Here is a 20688-nt window from a genome sequence, read left to right on the forward strand (position 1 = left end):
TTTAAGCGATAAAAAGGCCATCTCTAGTCAAATATGACATTAGAGACAGCCTATTTCTATTATACTTCTTCGCAGTATTCTTCAAATAGTGCTTGAATACTAGTAATAACTGACATTGGATCATGTCCTTCAATTTCGTGACGTCCAATTTCAGCTACAGCTTGGCCATCTTTTAGTAAAACAAATGATGGAGATGATGGTAAATGATCTTCTCCGAAGTGCATACGTGCTTGAGCAGTTGCTTCTTTATCTTGTCCAGCGAAAACGGTTACCAAATGTGTAGGTCGTTTATCATAATGTACAGCATGCGCTGCTGCTGGGCGTGCGATACCACCTGCACAACCGCACACAGAGTTTACCATTACTAGAGTTGTACCAGGGCGTTTAATTGCCTCATCTACTGCCTCAGGTGTAGTTAATTCTTCATAGCCACTAGAGACCATTTCTCCACGCGCTTGGCGTAGCATATCTGTCATAAACAAATCATAATCCATATTCATGTTGTAACGCTCCTTTCAAATTCTCTTTAACTATAACAGGTGAATACATGCATTACAAAGCACTTGTTCAAAAACAAAGCGATTTCCGATACTATCACAAGTTTTGATAGTATTCCGGGTCTCCGCACAAATTATTCGTTGGCCAAATAAGAGTGCCTTCCTTCATATCTTCTTTATAGATATATATTTCGCTAATACTTGCCCAATCCCCTTTATCTTCAACAATTTCAAATCTAGGATTGTTATTCATACCAATTTTGCCTTCAACTTGTATATACAATTTATTATCAATAATTGTCATATGCTTACCTTCGTATGTATAAAAAGAATTCTTTACAGACCCATCAATATTCAACTGTGAATCATCAATTGAACGAAAAATACTTGCCTGATGAATTTCAATAGCAGATGCAGATAATGGTTTTGTTTGTAATGCTAAATAACATCCTACAAAACAAACACTAAATGCTACTAAGGCACCCCACATCAATTTTCTTTTCATGAATGTACCTACTTTCTAAAAAAATGATATTTTTATGATAAATCAATTTAAGTCATAAGTACAGTATTGAAATGTTCCACCAGTTAGAAATCAAAAAGGACCATCGATTAACAAAGATGGCCCTTTCCTTTTTATACAAATGTTAATATTTATTCTTTATTAAATAATTGATCGACGCCTTGAGTGACAGTTAATCGGCCTAGTAGAATCTGCTCTTCTAAGCTTTTTACTTGTTGCTTGCGTTCTGGCACTCCGTAAAAAGAATCGATTAAATGATCCGTAATCATTGAGCGGAACCATTCAGTTGTTTGTTCATTTCGCCTATTGTACCAATAATTCGATTCCTCACCAATCTCTTTAAACTGTAAAATCGTATCCCAAACTTTATCTAAGCCTTTATTTTCATACGATGAAACAGCCATAGATTGTGTCGTCCAGCCTGGTGTCGCTTGTTGTAGGAAGTGTATAAATTGTTTATATTCAGCAACTGTTTTTTTAGCAGAACGGACATTGTCACCATCAGCTTTATGAACAACAATTGTGTCAGCAAGTTCCATAATGCCTTTCTTCATGCCTTGTAGTTCATCTCCAGCCCCTGTTAAAACGAGTAAAAGGAAGAAGTCTACCATGCCACGGACGATCGTTTCACTTTGTCCAACACCAACTGTTTCAATCAAAATAATATCATAACCTGCTGCCTCACATAACAGCATTGTTTCTCGTGATTTTTTATGCACTCCACCGAGAGTTCCTGCAGATGGAGAAGGCCTGATAAAAGCACGTGGATTTCGCGTTAGCTCTTCCATTCTTGTTTTATCTCCGAGAATGCTCCCACCAGTCAGGCTAGAACTCGGATCGATGGCAAGTACAGCCACTCGATGTCCCATATCACATAATTTGCCACCAAATGCTTCGATAAATGTACTTTTACCAGCACCAGGGACACCTGTAATACCAACACGAATACTATTCCCAGTATGAGGCAATAGTTCTTGTAATAATTCTTGGCCCTTCTCTTTATGGTACTTATTCGTACTTTCTAAAAGAGTAATGGCTTTTGATAAATGGAGTCTAGAACCAGCCAGAACTTGCTTCGCGAGCTCTGAGATATTAATATCGTCATTATTCTTTTTACGGAATTTTTTTCGACCTGAGGGCGCCATTCCATCATGAGATGCGGCGATACCATCCATTACAAATAATGCACCATCGTCCATCCCTTTGTTGTGGTCCATTACTCTACCACTTCCTCGTAACCTAATTTTCTATAGATTTCTTCAATTACTTTTTGTGCACTAACAGGGATTACTGTACCTGGTCCGAAAATAGCACAAGCGCCATTATCGTATAAGAATTGATAGTCTTGTGCTGGGATGACCCCGCCAACAACAATTAAAATGTCTTCGCGCCCAATTTTCTTTAACTCTTCTCGCAGTTCAGGCACTAGAGTTCTATGACCAGCTGCAAGTGAACTTACACCAACAACATGAACATCATTTTCTACAGCCATTGCTGCAGTTTCAGCTGGTGTTTGGAATAATGGACTGATATCAACATCAAAACCAAGGTCTGCAAATGCTGTTGCAATTACTTTTGCTCCACGGTCATGACCATCTTGTCCCATTTTCGCAATTAGGATACGTGGACGACGGCCTTCGTTTTCTAAGAAGCCTTCAGCCATATCTTGTACTTCTCGAATCTCTTCTTCATTTGAGAAGTTTGCACTATAAACGCCACTAATTGAGCGAATAATTGCCTTATGACGACCCGAAACAACCTCAATCGCATCCGAAATTTCACCTAGCGTTGCGCGAGCACGTGCTGCATCTACTGCACAAGCTAATAAATTTTCACCGCCTGTTTCAGTTGCATTTGTAATACGTGCAAGTAAGCGTTGTACTTCTTTATCATCACGTTTGTCACGCATCGCCTTAATACGGTCAATTTGTTTTTGACGCACGATTGTGTTATCAATATTCAAAATGTCGATTGGTTCTTCCTCTGTTAGACGGAATTTGTTAACACCGACAATTGTTTCAGCTTTAGAGTCAATTTTCGCTTGTCGTTTTGCAGCCGCTTCTTCAATTTTCATTTTCGGAAGGCCTGTTTCAATCGCTTTCGCCATGCCACCTAGTTCTTCGATTTCTTCGATATGTTCCCATGCTTTTTTCATCAGTTCATCTGTTAATTTTTCAACGTAGAATGAACCGCCCCATGGATCGATTACTTTCGTCATTAACGTTTCTTCTTGTAAGAATAGTTGCGTATTACGTGCAATACGAGCTGAGAAATCCGTTGGTAGTGCGATAGCTTCATCTAGCGCATTTGTGTGCAATGATTGTGTATGCCCCATTGAAGATGCATTTGCCTCGATCAAAGTTCGAGTTACGTTATTAAAAGGATCCTGCTCTGTTAAAGACCATCCAGAAGTTTGTGAGTGTGTACGTAATGCTAATGTTTTTGGGTTCTTGGGATTGAATGTGCTCATCATTTGAGCCCAAATACGACGTCCAGCACGCATTTTAGCCACTTCCATATAGTAATTCATACCGATTGCCCAAAAGAACGACAGGCGCGGTGCAAATGAATCGATATCGATTCCTGCTTTTAAACCAGTACGTACATATTCAAGACCATCTACTAAAGTGTAGCCAAGCTCAATATCTGCTGTTGCACCTGCTTCTTGTAAGTGGTAACCAGAAATAGAAATTGAATTAAATTTAGGCATGAAGTTTGAAGTATATTCGAAAATATCGGCAATAATTTTCATAGAAACAGCTGGTGGGTAAATATATGTATTACGCACCATGTACTCTTTTAAAATATCATTTTGTATTGTCCCAGCAAGTTTTTCAGGTGTTACACCTTGTTCTTCGGCCGCTACAATATAAAAAGCTAAAATTGGTAATACTGCACCATTCATTGTCATTGATACTGACATTTGATCTAGTGGAATACCATCAAATAAGATTTTCATATCTTCAATAGAGTCAATGGCAACACCTGCTTTACCTACATCCCCTGTTACACGAGGGTGATCTGAGTCATAACCACGGTGAGTGGCTAAGTCAAATGCTACTGACAGACCTTTTTGTCCCATCGCTAAGTTACGGCGGTAAAAAGCATTACTTTCTTCAGCAGTAGAAAAACCTGCATATTGGCGAACTGTCCATGGACGACCTACATACATCGTTGGATATGGTCCGCGTGTATTTGGTGCAATACCTGGCCAGTCTTTTAAGTGTTTTAAGTTATCTAAATCTTGCTCAGTATAAGTAGATTTGATCTCTATGCCTTCATTAGTCATGAAATTTTTGTCTTCTTTTACTGCTTGATTAGCTGTTAATATGGCATCGATATCTATCTCTTTGAAATTTGGCTTACTCATAGTTGGACCCCCTTCACATCTGCTGTTAAGCTCGTCAATTTTTCGATGATATTTTGACCTGCGAAGATGAAACCATTTAAGCCTGCTTCAATCCACTCATTTTGCTCTTCTTTGAACTTACCTGCTACATCTAGTGAGATATGTGCTGGCTTAACTTCTAATAGTGCTGGAATATATTCTTTCATCGCTTCATCTTGCCCACAAACTACGACAAATTTCGCATCTGTTGTAGATAACCAATCCTTCGCTCCATCCACCGATTGAATTTCAGGGCTTTTCTCTGGGACAATACCAGCTGTTGCAAAGAAGCCAGAGACGAAATCTGCACGTGGTTTGAATTGTTTTAATTGACCTATTGTTAGTAGTGCAACTTTAGGTTGGTTTTTAGCATAGTTTAAGCAAAGCTCTTCAAATGGTTTTGCTAGGCGATTGTAATCTGCGAATAACGGATTATTGCGCTCATCAATTTCATCTGCTGGGTTTGCGTATATATTCGTACCGATTAGCGATTTTTTACGTGTTTCTACTTCTTTCATACGCTGATCCATTGTTTCTTTTAATAAAGCATCTAATTGTCCATTTGATTTTACAGCATTGTATCCGCCTGCTTCTTGTAATTCATTAAATAATGCCCATGCTTCTTTAACTAATTCGGCAGTTAAAGTCTCGATGAAATATGAACCACCAGATGGATCAATGATATGTTCTACATGTGTTTCTTCTTTAACAACTAATTGTACGTTTCGTGCAATACGGATAGATTTGTCATCTGGAGCAGATAAAACATCATGTGGATGTACTGTACAAACGTCAGCGCCACCAAGAATGGCTGAAAACGCTTCATTACCTGCACGTAAAAGGTTCACGTACACATCTAATTTAGAGAAGCTACGTAAAGATGTTTCAGTAACAATTGCTACTGGTACGTCTTTATTAGTACCATAAGCTGATGTAAACGCTTTCCAAAGTACTCTGAAAGCACGGAGTTTAGCAATTTCAACGAAGAACTGAGTATCTACTGCAAAGGTAACAAAGAATTTCTCAGCAAATGATTCGATATCTTCTTCTGTTTCCATGTACCCGGCAGCTTGTAGTAATGCGATAGCCAATTCTTGTACTGCATGCGCACCATCATAGTGAGCTTCTAGTACATTAGCGTTGCGTGTACGTACGTTATGGAACCCGTCTAAATTGATAGTATCTGTACTAGATATGAATCCTTTAACAGCTTCTTTTTGGTCTTCGTTGATATAGTTAAATACTTGTAATAAAGCATCTTGATTGTTTTGTATATTCAGTTTGAATGAATTTTCAGTAATAAGTACTGACAATTCTTTCAAAGTTTGTTCATCCCATGCAAAATTCACACGACTATCAATATTAATAATATCGTTTCCTTTTGCCAAGGATTCTTTAACCCCTTGAAGTAAAGCTTCAGGTGAATCTGCAAATGTTTGTTGTGCTGCTAAGCATTCTTCCCCTGTTTTTAGTGAACGAATAGTCGAAACTTGTTCTGCTAATTTTCCATCTAATTTCTCAACTAGTTGGTCTTGTGTATAAATTGGCTCAAATGAAATACCCTCGATTGTTTTTGTAATTAAAGATTCGAACGGTTTACCTTTTAAAGCCTTAACAGCAGATTCTTGCCATTGATCGTAATTAGCTTGTGAGAATTCAATTTCTTTCATATTGTTCTTCATGTGGACGCTAACTAGCTTCCCCCCTTCGGTAATTCTATTCCTATTTTACACAAGTATATCGAATCGCAAAAGTATAAAAAAATCTGAAAATCGCAATATTGCGATTTTCAGATTACTGTCAATAAATAGAAGTGTTGTCTTTCGATGTATTTTCGAGAATTTCTTTAACTCTAGCAAGAAATTTCCCGCAAATCAATCCGTCTAAAACTCTATGATCTAAAGATAAACATAAATTTACTATATCTCTTGCAGCAAACATTCCACCATTCATAATTACTGGACGTTTAACAATTGACTCGACTTGAATAATCGCTGCTTGTGGGTAATTAATAATTCCCATAGACTGCACCGAGCCAAATGATCCCGTATTATTTACAGTAAATGTTCCACCTTGCATATCTTCAGATTTCAATTTACCAGCACGAACTTTTCCTGCAAGATCATTAATCTCTCTAGCAATGCCTTTTATTGACTTTTCATCGGCGTGTTTGATCACCGGAACAAAAAGTGCATCTTCAGTTGCGACTGCAATAGAGATATGAATATCTTTTTTCTGAATAATTTTATCGCCTGCCCACATTGAATTCATCATCGGGAATTCCTTTAGAGCTTGCGCAATAGCTTTCACGAAAAAGGCAAAGTACGTAATGTTGTAACCTTCAGATTGTTTGAATTCAGTTTTAATGGAGTCACGGTAATTAACCAAGTTCGTAACGTCTGCTTCAACCATCATCCAAGCATGTGGTGCTTCATGTTTACTACGTAACATATTATTTGCGATTGCTTTTCGAATATTAGTTACAGGGATTTCAATATCACCTGGAGCTGTTTGTACTGCTGGAACAGGTTGTGACTTTTGTGGTTCAGGAGCCTGCGTTACTTGTTCAACAATTGCCTCCTGTGGTTGTTGCACTGCTGGACTACTTGTAGGAATGTTTCCACTATCCACAAGTTTTTGAATGTCTTTTCGTGTTATTCGCCCTTCAGCACCTGTACCTTCTACTAATTGAAGATCTATATTATGTTCTTGCGCAAGCTTTAATACAGCTGGTGAATAGCGAGCCTTACCCGCACCACGATTCACTACTGGCACATTTATAGTTTGTTGAGGAGCTGGAGCTGGAGCTGGTACTGATGCTGGCTGTGAGATTTGCTCTGCCCGTTGTGAAGTAGGTTGTTGCTCTATTACCTCTTCTGTTTCAATTGTGCAGACGCTTTCACCAACAGCTAGTGTATTGCCTTCGCCAACGATTAATTCCTTAATGACACCTGAGAAAGATGACGGCAAATCTGCTGTGACTTTATCCGTATTCACTTCCGCCAAAGAATCGTATTTCTGCACTGTATCACCAGGTTTTACTAACCACTTCTCAATTGTACCTTCCGTAACACTTTCCCCAAGTTGAGGCATCTTAATTGTTTGAATTGCCATGAATATCTCCCCCTTTACATCAGAACGCCGCTAATTCGCGCATTGCCTTTTCAACTTTTTCTGGATTAATCATGAAATATTTTTCCATCGTCGGTGCATATGGCATTGCCGGTATGTCTGGTCCAGCAAGTCTTTTTATTGGTGCATCTAAATCGAATAAGCAGTTTTCTGCAATGATTGCTGCCACTTCGCCAATAATACTACCTTCTTTGTTGTCTTCGGTAACAAGTAGCACTTTTCCTGTTTTAGATGCCGCTTCAATAATTGCCTCTTTATCTAATGGATAGATCGTGCGCAAATCTAGAATGTGAGCAGAAATACCGTCTTGCGCCAAACGTTCAGCTGCTTGTAATGCGAAGTGTACTGCAAGACCGTAAGTAATTACAGTAATATCTTCCCCTTCACGTTTTACATCCGCCTTACCTATTTCGATCGTATAATCCTCTTCAGGAACCATACCTTTAATAAGGCGATACGCTCGTTTATGTTCAAAAAATAACACAGGATCCTCATCACGAATAGCTGCTTTTAACAAACCTTTCGCATCGTAGGGAGTAGATGGAATAACAATTTTCAAACCAGGCTGATTCGCAAATACAGCCTCTACTGATTGTGAATGATAAAGAGCACCGTGAATTCCGCCTCCGAATGGTGCGCGAATTACTATCGGACAAGTCCAATCATTGTTTGAACGGTAACGAATACGTGATGCTTCTGAAATAATTTGATTGACTGCTGGCATAATAAAATCCGCAAATTGCATTTCAGCAATAGGTCTTAAACCGTACATTGCAGCACCGATTCCGACACCCGCAATCGCAGATTCTGCAAGCGGTGTATCTAACACTCGGTCTTCGCCAAACTGATCGTATAATCCTTGAGTTGCTTTAAAAACGCCACCTTTTCGGCCAACGTCTTCACCTAATATAAAAACACGCTCATCGCGTTCCATTTCTTCTTTCATCGCAAGAGTAATTGCATCAATATAGGATAAAACTGCCATTAGATACTCCCTCCATCTTCAGCATAGACGAATTTTAGCGCATCTTCTGGAGCAGCATATGGAGCTTGCTCTGCATAATCCGTCGCTTCGTTTACTTCTGTCATAATGCGTTCATTGATCTCTATTTCGAGAGCATCTGTTAAAATCCCTTGCTCATGCAAGTATTTTGCAAATGTAATGATTGGATCTGTAGCACGGCCTTCTGCTAAGTCTTCTGCCGTACGATATTGACGATCATCATCATCAGAAGAGTGAGCAGTTAAGCGATAAGTTACCGTTTCAATTAAGCTAGGTCCTTCCCCATTACGAGCACGGTCAGCTGCTTCTTTAACCACCTTATATACTTCAATTGGATCTTTACCATCTACAGTAACACCTGGCATCCCGTATCCAACTGCACGATCTGAAACATTTTTACACGCTAATTGTTTTTCAACGGGTACTGAAATCGCATATTTATTGTTTTCAACCATAATAATTACTGGTAATTTGTGTACTCCTGCAAAGTTTGCTCCTTCATGAAAATCTCCTTGGTTAGAAGAACCTTCTCCGAGAGTAACAAATGTGATGAAATCTTTCTTTTGCATTTTACCCGCAAGTGCAACCCCAACAGCATGAGGGACTTGTGTCGTAACAGGTGATGATCCTGTTAAAATGCGATTTTTCTTTTGACCGAAGTGCCCCGGCATTTGACGTCCACCTGAGTTTGGATCTTCCGCCTTAGCAAAGGCAGATAGCATTAACTCTTTTGTTGTCATACCAAAGTGAAGAACAACTCCCATATCACGATAATATGGAGCAATATAATCTTTTTTGTTATCAAGTGCATAGGCCGCACCTACTTGCGCTGCTTCTTGCCCTTGACAAGAAATCACAAACGGAATTTTTCCAGCACGGTTTAATAGCCACATACGTTCATCGATTCTACGTGCAAGTAACATTGTTTCGTACATTTTCAGTACATCTTCGTTTGTTAAACCGATTGCTTCATGACGATTTTCAACCTTTTTAACCATTTATCCCAGCTCCTTCTTACATATGAATTGCATTACCATCAACTGCTAATGCTGCTTCTCCAAGTACCTCACTTAAGGTCGGATGTGGATGTACACTATGCGCAATTTCCCAAGGAGTTGCATCTAACACCATTGCAAGGCCCGCTTCAGCAATCATATCTGTTACATGTGGCCCAATCATGTGCACTCCCACAAGATCGTTAGTCTCACTATTCGCTATCATCTTCACAAAGCCTTCTGATTCACCGTAAACAAGCGCTTTGCCAATTGCTTTAAAAGGAAACTTACCAACTTTAATAGGAATTCCCTCTTTCTTCGCCTGTTCTTCAGTTAAACCAACACTTGCTGCCTCAGGACTTGAGTAAATACAACGAGAAATCCATTTGTCATCTACTTTTTCAGTTGTGATTCCTGCAATATGCTCTATAGCATGCATACCTTCATGGGAAGCAACATGAGCAAGCTGCAAACCACCAATGACATCCCCAATGGCATATATATGTGATTCCTTTGTTTGAAAGTGATTATTTGTTTGGATAAAGCCATTTTCTACAACAATCTCTGTGTTCTCTAGTCCTATACCTTCTACATTTGCCTGTCTGCCAACCGAAACAAGTATTTTGTCTGCATTATAATTTTGATTTTCGCCCAATACTTCTGCTTCTATTGATACTTTATTATTTGCAATTGACAGCGTATCTGCTAATACTTTTGCAGAAGTTACAAATTTAATCCCTTTATTCTCTAATAACTTTTTCATTTCTTTTGAAATATCTTGATCTTCAGTTGGTAGTATACGATCTGCATATTCAATAACAGTTACTTTAACACCAAAATCGTTTAACATTGATGCCCATTCAATCCCGATGACACCACCACCAACAATTATAATGGATGCTGGAAGCTCTTTTAACGCAAGCGCTTCATCAGAAGTAATGACGAATTCACCGTCAATTGTTAACCCTGGTAACGTACGTGGTCTAGAACCTGTAGCCACAATAACATTTTGAGGAATAAGCATTTCATTTTCCTCACCGCTTACCAGTTCAACCGAAATTGTTCCTGGCATGGGCGAGAAGATAGAAGGTCCAAGAATTCGACCAGTTCCTTCATAAACGTCGATCTTGCCTTTCTTCATCAATGCTTGCACACCTTGATGTAATTGTGCCACTATGGAATCTTTTCTTTCCTGCACTCTACTAAAATCAAGCGTTACTTCTCCTGTATTCACTCCAAATGAAGAAGCATGATTCTTGGTTGTCGCAAAGACTTCCGCACTTCTAAGTAATGCTTTACTTGGAATACAACCTTTATGTAAACATGTACCCCCTAGCTTCCCTTTTTCAACAACGGCTGTTTTTAATCCAAGTTTTGCTGCTCGAATTGCTGCTACGTAGCCACCTGTACCGCCACCTAAAATAACCACATCATAGTCCTTAGCCATTTGAACACTTCCTTTCATCCACCATGTAAAACTAGCTCTATTATAATATAACATTTCGTAGTTGACATTCCCCAATGCCAGCCTATTAAACTCACAAACTTATTTGCAGTTCGTAAACTCTTCTCCCATTATAAATCCGTTCAGAAATGAAGTACCCCTACCTTATTTCTGAACGGCCCTTTTATTAACGATTAGTTAAAATGTGCTTTCCATTTTGCAAAAATGTGCTACGTGATTTTGCCATTCTCTCAATACGTTCTTCTGCTAAACGATTAGCAGCTAAATACGTTGGAATTCCATCACGTTTTGCTATATCTATTACTTTCTCTATATTATCGTAAATTCCTTCTACACGCTTCATCGCACGGTCACGGTTGTAGCCATACAATTCATCTGCAACATTGATTACTCCACCTGCATTAATAACATAATCCGGAGCATAAATGATTCCCTCATTATGAATAATATCTCCGTGAATTGAGTCTTTCAACTGGTTGTTAGCTGATCCAGCAATGACTTTTGCTCTTAGTTGCGGAATAGTTTCATCATTAATAATAGCACCAAGTGCACATGGTGCAAAAATGTCTACATCTTGAGCATAGATATCTGTTGGGTCAACAGCAGTTGCACCAAAGTCTTCTACCACTCTCTTTACAGCGCTTTCATTTATATCTGTGACGATTAATTGCGCGCCTTCTTCGTGTAAATATTTGCACAGTGTGTATGCTACGTTTCCTAAGCCCTGTACAGCAATTTTCTTACCTTCTAAGTGCTCGCTACCAAATGCCTCTTTAGCAGCTGCCTTCATACCCACAAATACACCATATGCAGTTACTGGCGATGGGTTCCCCGATGAACCAAATGCAGGAGAAATACCTGTTACATAATTTGTTTCTTCATGAATTAAATCCATATCTGCTACAGTTGTACCAACATCTTCTGCTGTAATATATCTACCATTCAAACCTTGGACGAATCTTCCTAGCGCACGGAACATTTCTTCATTTTTATCTTTTAAAGGATCTCCGATGATTACTGTTTTTCCCCCACCGAGATTTAACCCCGCAGCTGCATTTTTATAAGTCATGCCACGTGCTAGGCGCAAAGCATCTTCAATCGCTTCTTCCTCTGAAGCATATGTCCACATACGAGTACCACCAAGTGCTGGTCCTAAAGTTGTGTCGTGTATAGCTACTATAGCTTTTAGTCCTGAAGTTTTATCCTGACAAAACACTAATTGTTCGTAATCATATTTCTCCATGTATTTGAAAATTTCCATTGTGGTGCCCCCTTTGATATGTTGACCAATCTTTTAAAAAAGAACTTAGTCATCTTTTACCCTAGTTTTCTAGGTCACTATATTATTAGCAAAAAGCGTGCCAACATATAAAAAGACAAAATGCTGTATTTGACAACATTTTGTCTTTTTCATTCATGCAAGATTTTGCACACCGTGCAGTTTTTTGCACGCAAATTTATGCAAGATTGTATTTTTCTAATTTATAATACAAACTCCGGATTGATATTCCCAATATTTTTGCAGCTTGCATTTTGTTATTTTGGCTATCTGTTAATACTTGTTGCAGAATTTGTTTCTCTGTTTGTTCTAACTGCTCGGCGAGTGATCCATCAAAAGAATGCCTTTCAACGTTAACCTCCTGATGTAAGGAATGGAAAAGCGTTTTGGGTAAATGTCTCTCATCTAAAATAGTTTCGTTTGATTGCATGAAAATCATTGCTCGGCTTAAGACGTTTTCAAGCTCTCTCACATTTCCTGGCCAATCATGTCCTATTAATAGCATTAATGCGTTTGAGGTCACTTTATGAATATTACGTCCATATTCTTGATTCAATTTAACAAGAAGGCGATCTACTAAAGGAGGGATGTCTTCTCTCCTTTGACGCAATGGCGGGATATGAATAGGCATCCGATTTAATCGATAATATAAATCCTCTCGGAATGTACCTTCTGACAATGCTTTTTCCATATTCACATTCGTAGCTGCGATAATACGAACATTTATCGAAATCGGCTTTGTTCCACCAACTCTGACAATTTCACCTTCTTGAAAAATACGCAATAGTTTTGCCTGAGTATTTAAAGACATTTCTCCAATTTCATCAAGAAAAATACTTCCTTTATCAGCTTCTTCAAATAACCCGCGCTTTCCACCACGTTTCGCTCCAGTAAAAGCTCCTTCTTCATAACCAAATAATTCACTTTCCAGTAAGTGCTCAGCAATCGCCGCACAGTTTACCCTAATGAACTTATTGTATATACGATCACTTGCAGAATGTATAGCATGAGCAAACAATTCTTTACCAGTCCCTGACTCTCCGCGCAAAAATACCGTGACTGGTGTTTTTGCAGCTAATTTCGCTTGTTCTAGTGAAATGCGCATTTCCTCTGAATCGCCAATAATATCTTCAAATGTATATTTAGATTCCAGCTTTCGTATAATCGTGCGCGCTTGATCTAATTCTTTTGTTAAGGACCGCATTTCTGTCATATCATGTATAACTCCTACGCTACCTTTTAAGCTATCATTTACGACAACAGGTGCAACATTCACAATAACTTCGCGTTTATTAGGACCGAGTCGCATATTCACACCACGAATAGGCTTTTTTGTTTGTAAAACTTTTAAATGCATACTTTCACCTTCAGAAATATCTATCGTAGCAGGTTTCCCTAAAATTTCTTCCGGTTTTAATCCTGTAATTCTAGTATACGCAGGGTTAACGAGTATCCCTCTACCTTCCTCATCAACTACAGAAATGGCATCATCACTTGATTGAATAATCGCTTCTAACATCATTTGAATTTCTTTTAAATTTGTTATTTCTTCCGCTAAATTGACGACCTCTGATATATCTTTGAATACAGCAAATGCACCAATTCGATTCCCACTACCATCAATCATAGGAAAACGAGACGTGACAATTTTCTTCTCATTAGACAACTTTAGCTCTTGATTGATTTCTGCTACACCTGATTCAAACACACGTGGCAAAGCACTATTTATTATTATATCGTTAATGTGTTTACCAACCGCTTCTTTGACAGTAACCTCTGTCATTCGCGCAGCACTTCTATTAAAGAAGATAACCTGACCTTGAGGGTCGATGCCAATCATGCCTTCTTCTATTGAATTGAAGATGATTTGCTGTTTATATGCTGCATGTTGTGTTTTATTTATGTAAAAATCTTTTTCATTCAACAATTGAACAATTAAGTAAGCAATTGCCCCTGGGATAAGTACTGTACGTTTCGGCAATGCCAATAGTAATTCTTCAAATACAGAAGACTCTCCTGTGACATCCACCACCATATCAATTTCATCAGTTAAAACAGCTCGCCAATCCTGTCCCGTAGCAATGCCAGCTGCCTTAGCTAATTCAAGCCCAGGTGCATCTTTACGTATATCTACAATTGCTACTGTACTCAGTTGCTCAGACTTGGTTAATAGTTGCAATATAGCTGTACCTCCAGCACCTGCACCTATAATTAGAATTCTTTGCAAGGAACTTCACTTCCCTTCACAATATTGTGCAATTTATTGCATATTTCAATGTAGGTTCATCATATCTGAACTTTCTTTCCTTGACAACGCTTCCCCAACAGGTAAAAATGAGTATAGATTAGAGGAGTGAAAGTATATGGCACGTTTTGCAGCGTTTATCGTATTACTTATACCTGGTTTAATGGCTGCAGGTGGAATAAAATTAATGCGCGACACATTATTTGCTAAGCTTGTGGATCCAATACCATTTCTTTGGTTACAATTCATTATTGGTATTGCCCTTTTCGTCATTGGATTTGGTTTTTTTGCAGGTTTTCTATTGCATCGAGATCGCAAAAAAGGGAAAGTTTCAGCTAAATTTGCAAATCAAAAGAACGCTGACCGTTAATGGTCAGCGTCCTTTTTTTGTATACGTCTAACTCTTCCAGGAAAATCTGTAATCCAGCCAACTACGGCTTTATGTGGATTTTTGAGATACTCTTCATCACCAGTAATGTTATAGAACCGACACTTCTTTTTAGCTATTACACATGCATCCAAATATTCAGATTTATAATACCATGTTTTGTTAGCATGAATAGCATCGATATATGGAAGGTTTTTTAACTGATGCCAATTGAGCTTTCTCGTGGCAATAAGTGCAGTTTCAATATGTTTGTTTATTTTCTTAGCTTGTTCCAACACTTCCAAGAAAAAAGATGAATAATGTACATTTGGTAAGTGGGCGCATTTATTTATAACAATTTCTAATACAAAAGGATTGTCAATAAAGGATTCCTTCAATTCGATATTCAATGCGATAGGATTTTTCTCTACCCAAGCTATTAGCTCATCCAGTGTCAGCATTTCTTGACCCGAGTATCTACGAGTAAATGGTCTACCTACGCGTAATCTTTTTATTTCTGCTAATGAAACATTTGTTACTAACCTGCGTCTTCCTGTAACGCGACGTAAATCTAAATCGTGTGTCACAACAGGAACATCATCCCTAGTAATTTGCAAATCTAACTCAATACCATCTGCATTTAGTTCAACGGCCTTTTTGAATGCATTGAGTGTATTTTCCATCTCACAAGCAGAGGCGCCTCGATGTGCAAAAACTAAGGGTCTAGGCATTGATTTCGCCTTGCTCCAATTTAAAATTACCACAAGTCTGCGTATTTAATGTCGTGGATTTTTTACCAAGTTGAATATATGTTCCTGGATAAGCTTCCTTCGTAATTTGAATCTTTTCCGTTCCCATACTTTTTAATGATTGCAAAATTGTTTGCACCTCTTTATCAATCTTAGTTAATTCATTTTCTTTTTCTAGTAACGATACTTTTGAATCCTCAAATGCCTTTCGCTGAGCACCATTCATCTTATCGACGAAATCTAATAATGGCGTAATGCGAGCTTTAATATTTACAATATCAGCTTCTAAAGATTTCATCTCTTCGGCTTTTTCTTTCACTATTTGCATGCTCTCTTTTCGATCAGGCATTGTAATAACTAATTCCGTTTTGCGCTCTAAGCGATTTCCAGAAATCGCAGTAGTAATAGTACTTGTTGCTTCTGCACGTCCACCAATAATTTTCCCCTTGTACTCATTAACTAGTATACTACTCGCTTTTAAATTGGATCCAAGTGCGTATGACCCAATTTGAATGTCGCCTTTTGCAGTCAACGTACTTTCATTTGTATGTTTAACAAAGATATTCCCACCTGCGCGTACGACCGACTCACCGTTACCAAAGATACCCCCACGAATGTAAACATCACCATTTAGAGATTCGATTAATTTCGGACTCGTAACTCCTTCGGGACCATCAATCGAAATATCACCTGTTGCTACTACTGAATAGCCCGCAAGTACCGTACCTCTAATACTAATGGATCCATCGAAATTTAGATTTCCTGTTCCGACTCCAACATCATTTGGAACAGGTAGATGTTTTTGAACTGACAAGAATCCATCTGAATCATCCAAAACTCCACCCTCAGTTGCATAGATGGTTACTTTTCCGTCTTCATCAACTTTTTCATACACAGTTTTCTGATCATATTTTATTGGCGAGTCTTTACCAGGTAAAGCAGGAATACTTTCACCAAATACATTTTTCCCTGGCTCGCCTGAATCTGCTGGTATTTTCTCTCCCAACCATTCATGGGCTTCTATTTCAGTGATAAAATTCATATCAAAATAATCCGCTTTACCATCATCACGAATTAATGGTTTTCTCTCTGCCTGTTCTATATATGTAATTTTTGCGTTTTTCCCTGGTTTAGCTGGCGTTCCTATTGCAACTACAGTCGGTTTTCCTGTTAATACAGTATCTAGAGTCAAATCTACAAAACCATGCACTATTCCTATATTATTAGCAAATTCTTTGATTTGTTCCTGCATTTTAGTACCATCTGTAAACACAGTTTTCGGATCTTCGTGGACATACATGGTTGCTGTCATGCGATCACGAGAAGTCACAATTTCTATAGGTGGTAGCCAAATACCAATTTCCTCAAATTGCTCTGTCACTGTGGCAGTCACTTTTCTTAAAATAGCAAAGCTCGACAGTTTAATACGTGGATATTTTTTCAAAATACTGTCGAATTCCTTTAGCGGGAATCCTTCCCCTATGGTCTTTAAATATACTTTTTCATTTTCTTCTTTTAAAACAATATAATCATTTTCAAAAATCAGCACATTTTCTCCCCATCCTTCAAATCGATAATAAATGTCTATACTTATTATCGATTTCAAATTGTTTTTTTACAGAATAAAGCAAAAAAAACCGCTTTCAAAACTAAGCTTGATAGCATAATAATCATTTTATAGGTATACGTTCGTTAGAATCGTTTTAATATACTAGATAAATAGACCCTATCCTGGTTTTTATTATATCAGGAAAATAAATAGACTCTCTATACATTTATAATATATCCAAAAGAAAGTTGCGAAGGTAGACCAGTAGATAATTAGGGAAATAGATATACATAGTGTAATAGTACCATGTTTTTAGAATATTCGCTTATCATTTTACAAATTATTAATATATCTACAATTACTTTTCAATTCAATAGAAGTGACTACAATCGTAATGTCGCTTCAATTAATTGTTCCAATTATATATTGAGATTAGACTGTAAAGACTTAGCAGTTGTAACACCAGAATTAGTTCCAGCGTTGGAAGATTGCTATAACTTATACAAACAGTCAGAGTTTAAAAAGGTAGTTTTCGAAATTAATAACAGTGTAGTTGTTAAAAAGCAACTAAGTCGTAATACTTGTAAAGTCGGCCTTAACAAGGCTGAATTTGTCCAAGGTTAAATCGCAAGTCAGTATTAACTGAACATAGTGCTTTTCGCACTGAACAAATATTGTATTTCGCAATCGGTTACATGATTTTCGTCCTAATTCTTCTACCATTTACTCCAACTGCAAATCGCTCATTTATGCCCTATATAAGCGCCTGCACTGAAATGAGTGAAAGTACTCCATTTAACCGGGAACTCACTTACATATACACTGTGAAGTCTTTTAAATCGTGTTCCTCTCATCTTTGTTAATTGCCATTCTTAGGATTTATTTTAAATTTGATTTTTTATTAAAATCAATGTATCCCAGCATCATAAAACAGCATTCGCCAACACTCACTCCTATATCAGAAATTAAACTGATTTCCATTTATCTTCGAGACGCATTAAATTTTGTCAGATTTAGTGATACGAATATATTTATTTTCAGTCATAATCAATTTGCAGCCGAAATAAGTCCACCTATAACTCAAATTGATCATACGAAAAAGACACCTCCAAGATAATTGTGTTCGAGCACAATAAACTTAGAGGTGTCTCTTTTCATTGAAAATTCCCATATTATATATTGTTCATAACCCCCTGATTATTGCTCACATTTCCTGTAAACATACTACTTAAAATATGAGCAATCTGTGGAGTTATCAATGTCCTAACCCTTTCAGCTAGCAACCGTTTCAATACGAATTTTATCGGCAATCATGGCGATGAATTCGCTATTTGTTGGTTTGCTCTTTAAGTGATGGACAGTATAACCGAACATTTTCGAAATAGATTCATAGTTTCCTCGGTTCCAAGCGACTTCAATGGCATGACGAATTGCACGTTCAACACGTGATGATGTTGTATCGAATTTTTTCGCTATATCTGGATATAAAATCTTAGTAATCGAACCAAGTAACTCGACATCCATATATACCATTTGAATAGCTTCTCTTAAGTATGCGTACCCTTTAATATGAGCTGGCACACCAATTTCTTTTATAATACCTGTAATCGTTGCATCAAGTTGACGTTGATCCATTTGTTGTGGCTGTGACCCTTGCAGAACGCTTACACGTTTTGTTTTTTCTGTTTTATGACCTGCACATTGTAAAACTTTTGAAACAAGGCGATCGAATTCAAAAGGTTTTAACATGAAATAAGATGCCCCTAAGTCCACTGCTTGTTTCATAACATCTTCTTGTCCAAATGCCGTTAACATTATCACTTGAACATCATTATAAATTTCGTTTTCATGCATAACTTCCAAAACCGCTAAACCATCCAGGTGAGGCATGATAATATCTAATAATAGAACATCTGGTACTTGTTCCTCTAACATTTTCAAACAAAGTTTGCCGTTAGGGGCAGTTCCGATTACTTCAATCTCTGGGCTATTTTGTAGATACATCTCTAATGTACGAACTAGTTCCCGATTATCATCTGCAATTGCAACTTTTACTTTTCGCATTATTATTTCCTCCTTTGTGCTTGCGCTTCCGTTAAACACGATCAAAACCGACAAGATGAATTAAAGTAAACTCGTTTTTGATACAAAGTGGATAATTCGACTTTTTTGCATGAATACCTTTTATTCTTAAAAAAATAAGTATGTAGACATAGAGATACTATGTATTTCGACAGTATTCATTCATTCTAAACAATTTGTCGATTATTTGTCACTTTTATTGTAACAAAAGTAACAGAGAAAAAGAATGCTTTTTATCACATATTCTTTTCAATCTGAAAATTCCTCAAGAAAATGCTGCACCAGCTTCCCCGGTGCAGCGTAATTTTAATGGATTTATAAAAGCAAATCCCTTTCTTTAAGATGGTTGCCTTTTCAACATCTCAGTTAGAGGAATCGCTGCTCCCTTTTCAGGACTTTCGATATACATATGTGTAACAGCTCCTACAAATCGTCCGTTTTGTATAATCGGACTTCCGCTCATACCTTGTAAAATGCCTCCGGTTTTCTTTTTCAACTGCGCATCTGTCACTTCAAATTGCATTGTCTTGTCATCAACTTTGGTAATTTTGACATCAAATGCCTCTACTTTTTTCCCTTCAATAGTCGTTAGCAATTGTGCTTTTCCGACTTTTATTTCAGAAGGTTGCATGATTTCCATAGGTTTAGGTAAACCTTGTTCTAAAGTATTCGACCATTTTCCAAATATACCGTACACATTATTTTCGGCTATACTTCCTAACTGTCCAGCATTATGTTCAATTGATGAAATTTTATAACCTGGTTCTCCAGGTACACTCTTTTTTATTTGTTCGATGGATGCATAGAAAATTGATCCGGACGAAAATTTAGGCGGTGCTGAAACAACCGAGTCGATAATTTGATGACCTAATGCTCCATATTCCTTTGTTTCTGGGTCAATAAAGGTTAATGTACCAATACCGTCAGTTTGATCTCTAAAGAAAGATAACATCGGTTCAAGCTCTTCCTTCATGATCTTAATGTGTTGTGTTTTTTGCTGACGCTTTAGCTTCACATCCATTAATTTACCTGAAGAACTGATAAATAGGGATTTAACTTCTTCAAGCGTTTTAACTTGTTGAGAATTAATTGCTTGAATAGTATCTCCAGCCTTCAACCAAGTACCGTTTTTCAGGAGCACATCATTTGTTAAATAGACATTTTGAAGCTGAAGTTCTACACCTATTGAATGTCCCATCGGAATTAAGCTTTTGGCAGAAACACCAAATGGTAGTAGCAAAATGGCAAATAATAATGCGACAAACTGCATGACATAACGCATTTGATTTTTCATTTTTCACCTCCTCATCGTCCTTTTACTATGGCTTTGTTTTAGCATGTTATGTACGGTAAATATTTGAGTTGAATTGGATGATTGGAGAAGGTGGAAGGTTTTACATTGAAGTTTTTTTCA

General features: G+C 37.6%; 16 protein-coding genes. 1 reads left to right on the top strand and 15 read right to left on the bottom strand.

Features of this window, described 5'->3' with window-relative positions; translation table 11 throughout:
• Positions 1–59: 59 nt before the first annotated feature.
• From BK137_RS18300 to BK137_RS18350, 11 genes are all read right to left on the bottom strand, one after another.
• Positions 60–500 carry a BrxA/BrxB family bacilliredoxin gene (locus tag BK137_RS18300; RefSeq protein ID WP_038184858.1) on the bottom strand — a complete coding sequence of 147 codons (441 nt, stop codon included), beginning with the start codon at positions 498–500 and terminating at the stop codon, positions 60–62.
• A 94-nt stretch (positions 501–594) separates the two neighbouring features.
• On the bottom strand, positions 595–1002 hold the full coding sequence (locus tag BK137_RS18305) for a hypothetical protein (protein WP_038184861.1): 408 nt from the start codon (positions 1000–1002) through the stop codon (positions 595–597).
• Positions 1003–1151: 149 nt separating this feature from the next.
• On the bottom strand, positions 1152–2237 hold the full coding sequence (gene meaB, locus BK137_RS18310; RefSeq protein WP_038184863.1) for a methylmalonyl Co-A mutase-associated GTPase MeaB: 1086 nt from the start codon (positions 2235–2237) through the stop codon (positions 1152–1154).
• A complete protein-coding gene (scpA, locus tag BK137_RS18315) occupies positions 2237–4390 on the bottom strand; it encodes a methylmalonyl-CoA mutase (protein ID WP_038184866.1) in 2154 nt (717 codons plus the stop codon). Before scpA ends, meaB begins: the two co-directional genes overlap by 1 nt.
• Positions 4387–6078 carry a methylmalonyl-CoA mutase family protein gene (locus BK137_RS18320; RefSeq protein WP_235175730.1) on the bottom strand — a complete coding sequence of 564 codons (1692 nt, stop codon included), beginning with the start codon at positions 6076–6078 and terminating at the stop codon, positions 4387–4389. The genes scpA and BK137_RS18320 overlap by 4 nt, the downstream gene beginning before the upstream one ends.
• Positions 6079–6208: 130 nt before the next feature.
• Positions 6209–7522 (bottom strand): dihydrolipoamide acetyltransferase family protein, encoded by a 1314-nt coding sequence (locus BK137_RS18325; protein WP_038184872.1) that lies wholly within the window; start codon positions 7520–7522, stop codon positions 6209–6211.
• 19 nt (positions 7523–7541) lie between these two features.
• On the bottom strand, positions 7542–8525 hold the full coding sequence (locus BK137_RS18330; RefSeq protein ID WP_038184875.1) for an alpha-ketoacid dehydrogenase subunit beta: 984 nt from the start codon (positions 8523–8525) through the stop codon (positions 7542–7544).
• Positions 8525–9541: a thiamine pyrophosphate-dependent dehydrogenase E1 component subunit alpha gene (locus BK137_RS18335; protein WP_038184878.1), complete on the bottom strand. Its 1017-nt coding sequence runs from the start codon at positions 9539–9541 to the stop codon at positions 8525–8527. Before BK137_RS18335 ends, BK137_RS18330 begins: the two co-directional genes overlap by 1 nt.
• 16 nt (positions 9542–9557) lie before the next feature.
• Positions 9558–10985, bottom strand: coding sequence for a dihydrolipoyl dehydrogenase (lpdA, locus tag BK137_RS18340; RefSeq protein ID WP_038184889.1), 1428 nt, complete (start codon positions 10983–10985; stop codon positions 9558–9560).
• Positions 10986–11169: 184 nt separating this feature from the next.
• The gene (bcd, locus tag BK137_RS18345; protein WP_038184894.1) at positions 11170–12264 is read right to left on the bottom strand and encodes a branched-chain amino acid dehydrogenase; all 1095 of its coding nucleotides are present in this window, start codon (positions 12262–12264) and stop codon (positions 11170–11172) included.
• Between the two features lie 196 nt (positions 12265–12460).
• Positions 12461–14509: a sigma-54 interaction domain-containing protein gene (locus BK137_RS18350; RefSeq protein WP_038184898.1), complete on the bottom strand. Its 2049-nt coding sequence runs from the start codon at positions 14507–14509 to the stop codon at positions 12461–12463.
• A 136-nt stretch (positions 14510–14645) separates the two neighbouring features.
• Here BK137_RS18350 and BK137_RS18355 point away from each other — a divergent pair, with 136 nt between their 5' ends.
• A complete protein-coding gene (locus BK137_RS18355) occupies positions 14646–14897 on the top strand; it encodes a DUF2627 domain-containing protein (protein ID WP_038184901.1) in 252 nt (83 codons plus the stop codon).
• Here BK137_RS18355 and BK137_RS18360 read toward each other — a convergent pair.
• The 4 genes from BK137_RS18360 to BK137_RS18380 form a co-directional block, all read right to left on the bottom strand.
• Positions 14894–15625 (bottom strand): glycerophosphodiester phosphodiesterase, encoded by a 732-nt coding sequence (locus BK137_RS18360; RefSeq protein WP_038184904.1) that lies wholly within the window; start codon positions 15623–15625, stop codon positions 14894–14896. The two genes, BK137_RS18355 and BK137_RS18360, sit on opposite strands and share 4 nt — an antisense overlap.
• The gene (locus BK137_RS18365) at positions 15618–17192 is read right to left on the bottom strand and encodes a flagellar assembly protein A (protein WP_038184906.1); all 1575 of its coding nucleotides are present in this window, start codon (positions 17190–17192) and stop codon (positions 15618–15620) included. Before BK137_RS18365 ends, BK137_RS18360 begins: the two co-directional genes overlap by 8 nt.
• Positions 17193–18464: 1272 nt before the next feature.
• Positions 18465–19256 (bottom strand): sporulation transcription factor Spo0A, encoded by a 792-nt coding sequence (gene spo0A, locus BK137_RS18375; RefSeq protein WP_038184908.1) that lies wholly within the window; start codon positions 19254–19256, stop codon positions 18465–18467.
• 355 nt (positions 19257–19611) lie between these two features.
• Positions 19612–20568, bottom strand: a complete 957-nt coding sequence (locus tag BK137_RS18380; protein ID WP_038184923.1) for a SpoIVB peptidase S55 domain-containing protein — start codon at positions 20566–20568, stop codon at positions 19612–19614.
• Positions 20569–20688: the final 120 nt, after the last annotated feature.

This window comes from Viridibacillus arenosi (assembly GCF_001955655.1).
Classification (GTDB): Bacteria; Bacillota; Bacilli; order Bacillales_A; family Planococcaceae; genus Viridibacillus; species Viridibacillus arenosi.

Coding starts and splice junctions, on each gene's coding strand:
- BK137_RS18320 (WP_235175730.1), bottom strand. CDS start 6,078: ATGAAAGAAATTGAATTCTCACAAGCTAATTACGATCAATGGCAAGAA.
- BK137_RS18380 (WP_038184923.1), bottom strand. CDS start 20,568: ATGAAAAATCAAATGCGTTATGTCATGCAGTTTGTCGCATTATTATTT.
- BK137_RS18355 (WP_038184901.1), top strand. CDS start 14,646: ATGGCACGTTTTGCAGCGTTTATCGTATTACTTATACCTGGTTTAATG.
- BK137_RS18330 (WP_038184875.1), bottom strand. CDS start 8,525: ATGGCAGTTTTATCCTATATTGATGCAATTACTCTTGCGATGAAAGAA.
- meaB (WP_038184863.1), bottom strand. CDS start 2,237: ATGGACCACAACAAAGGGATGGACGATGGTGCATTATTTGTAATGGAT.
- BK137_RS18335 (WP_038184878.1), bottom strand. CDS start 9,541: ATGGTTAAAAAGGTTGAAAATCGTCATGAAGCAATCGGTTTAACAAAC.
- spo0A (WP_038184908.1), bottom strand. CDS start 19,256: ATGCGAAAAGTAAAAGTTGCAATTGCAGATGATAATCGGGAACTAGTT.
- BK137_RS18305 (WP_038184861.1), bottom strand. CDS start 1,002: ATGAAAAGAAAATTGATGTGGGGTGCCTTAGTAGCATTTAGTGTTTGT.
- BK137_RS18325 (WP_038184872.1), bottom strand. CDS start 7,522: ATGGCAATTCAAACAATTAAGATGCCTCAACTTGGGGAAAGTGTTACG.
- bcd (WP_038184894.1), bottom strand. CDS start 12,264: ATGGAAATTTTCAAATACATGGAGAAATATGATTACGAACAATTAGTG.
- scpA (WP_038184866.1), bottom strand. CDS start 4,390: ATGAGTAAGCCAAATTTCAAAGAGATAGATATCGATGCCATATTAACA.
- BK137_RS18360 (WP_038184904.1), bottom strand. CDS start 15,625: ATGCCTAGACCCTTAGTTTTTGCACATCGAGGCGCCTCTGCTTGTGAG.
- lpdA (WP_038184889.1), bottom strand. CDS start 10,985: ATGGCTAAGGACTATGATGTGGTTATTTTAGGTGGCGGTACAGGTGGC.
- BK137_RS18300 (WP_038184858.1), bottom strand. CDS start 500: ATGAATATGGATTATGATTTGTTTATGACAGATATGCTACGCCAAGCG.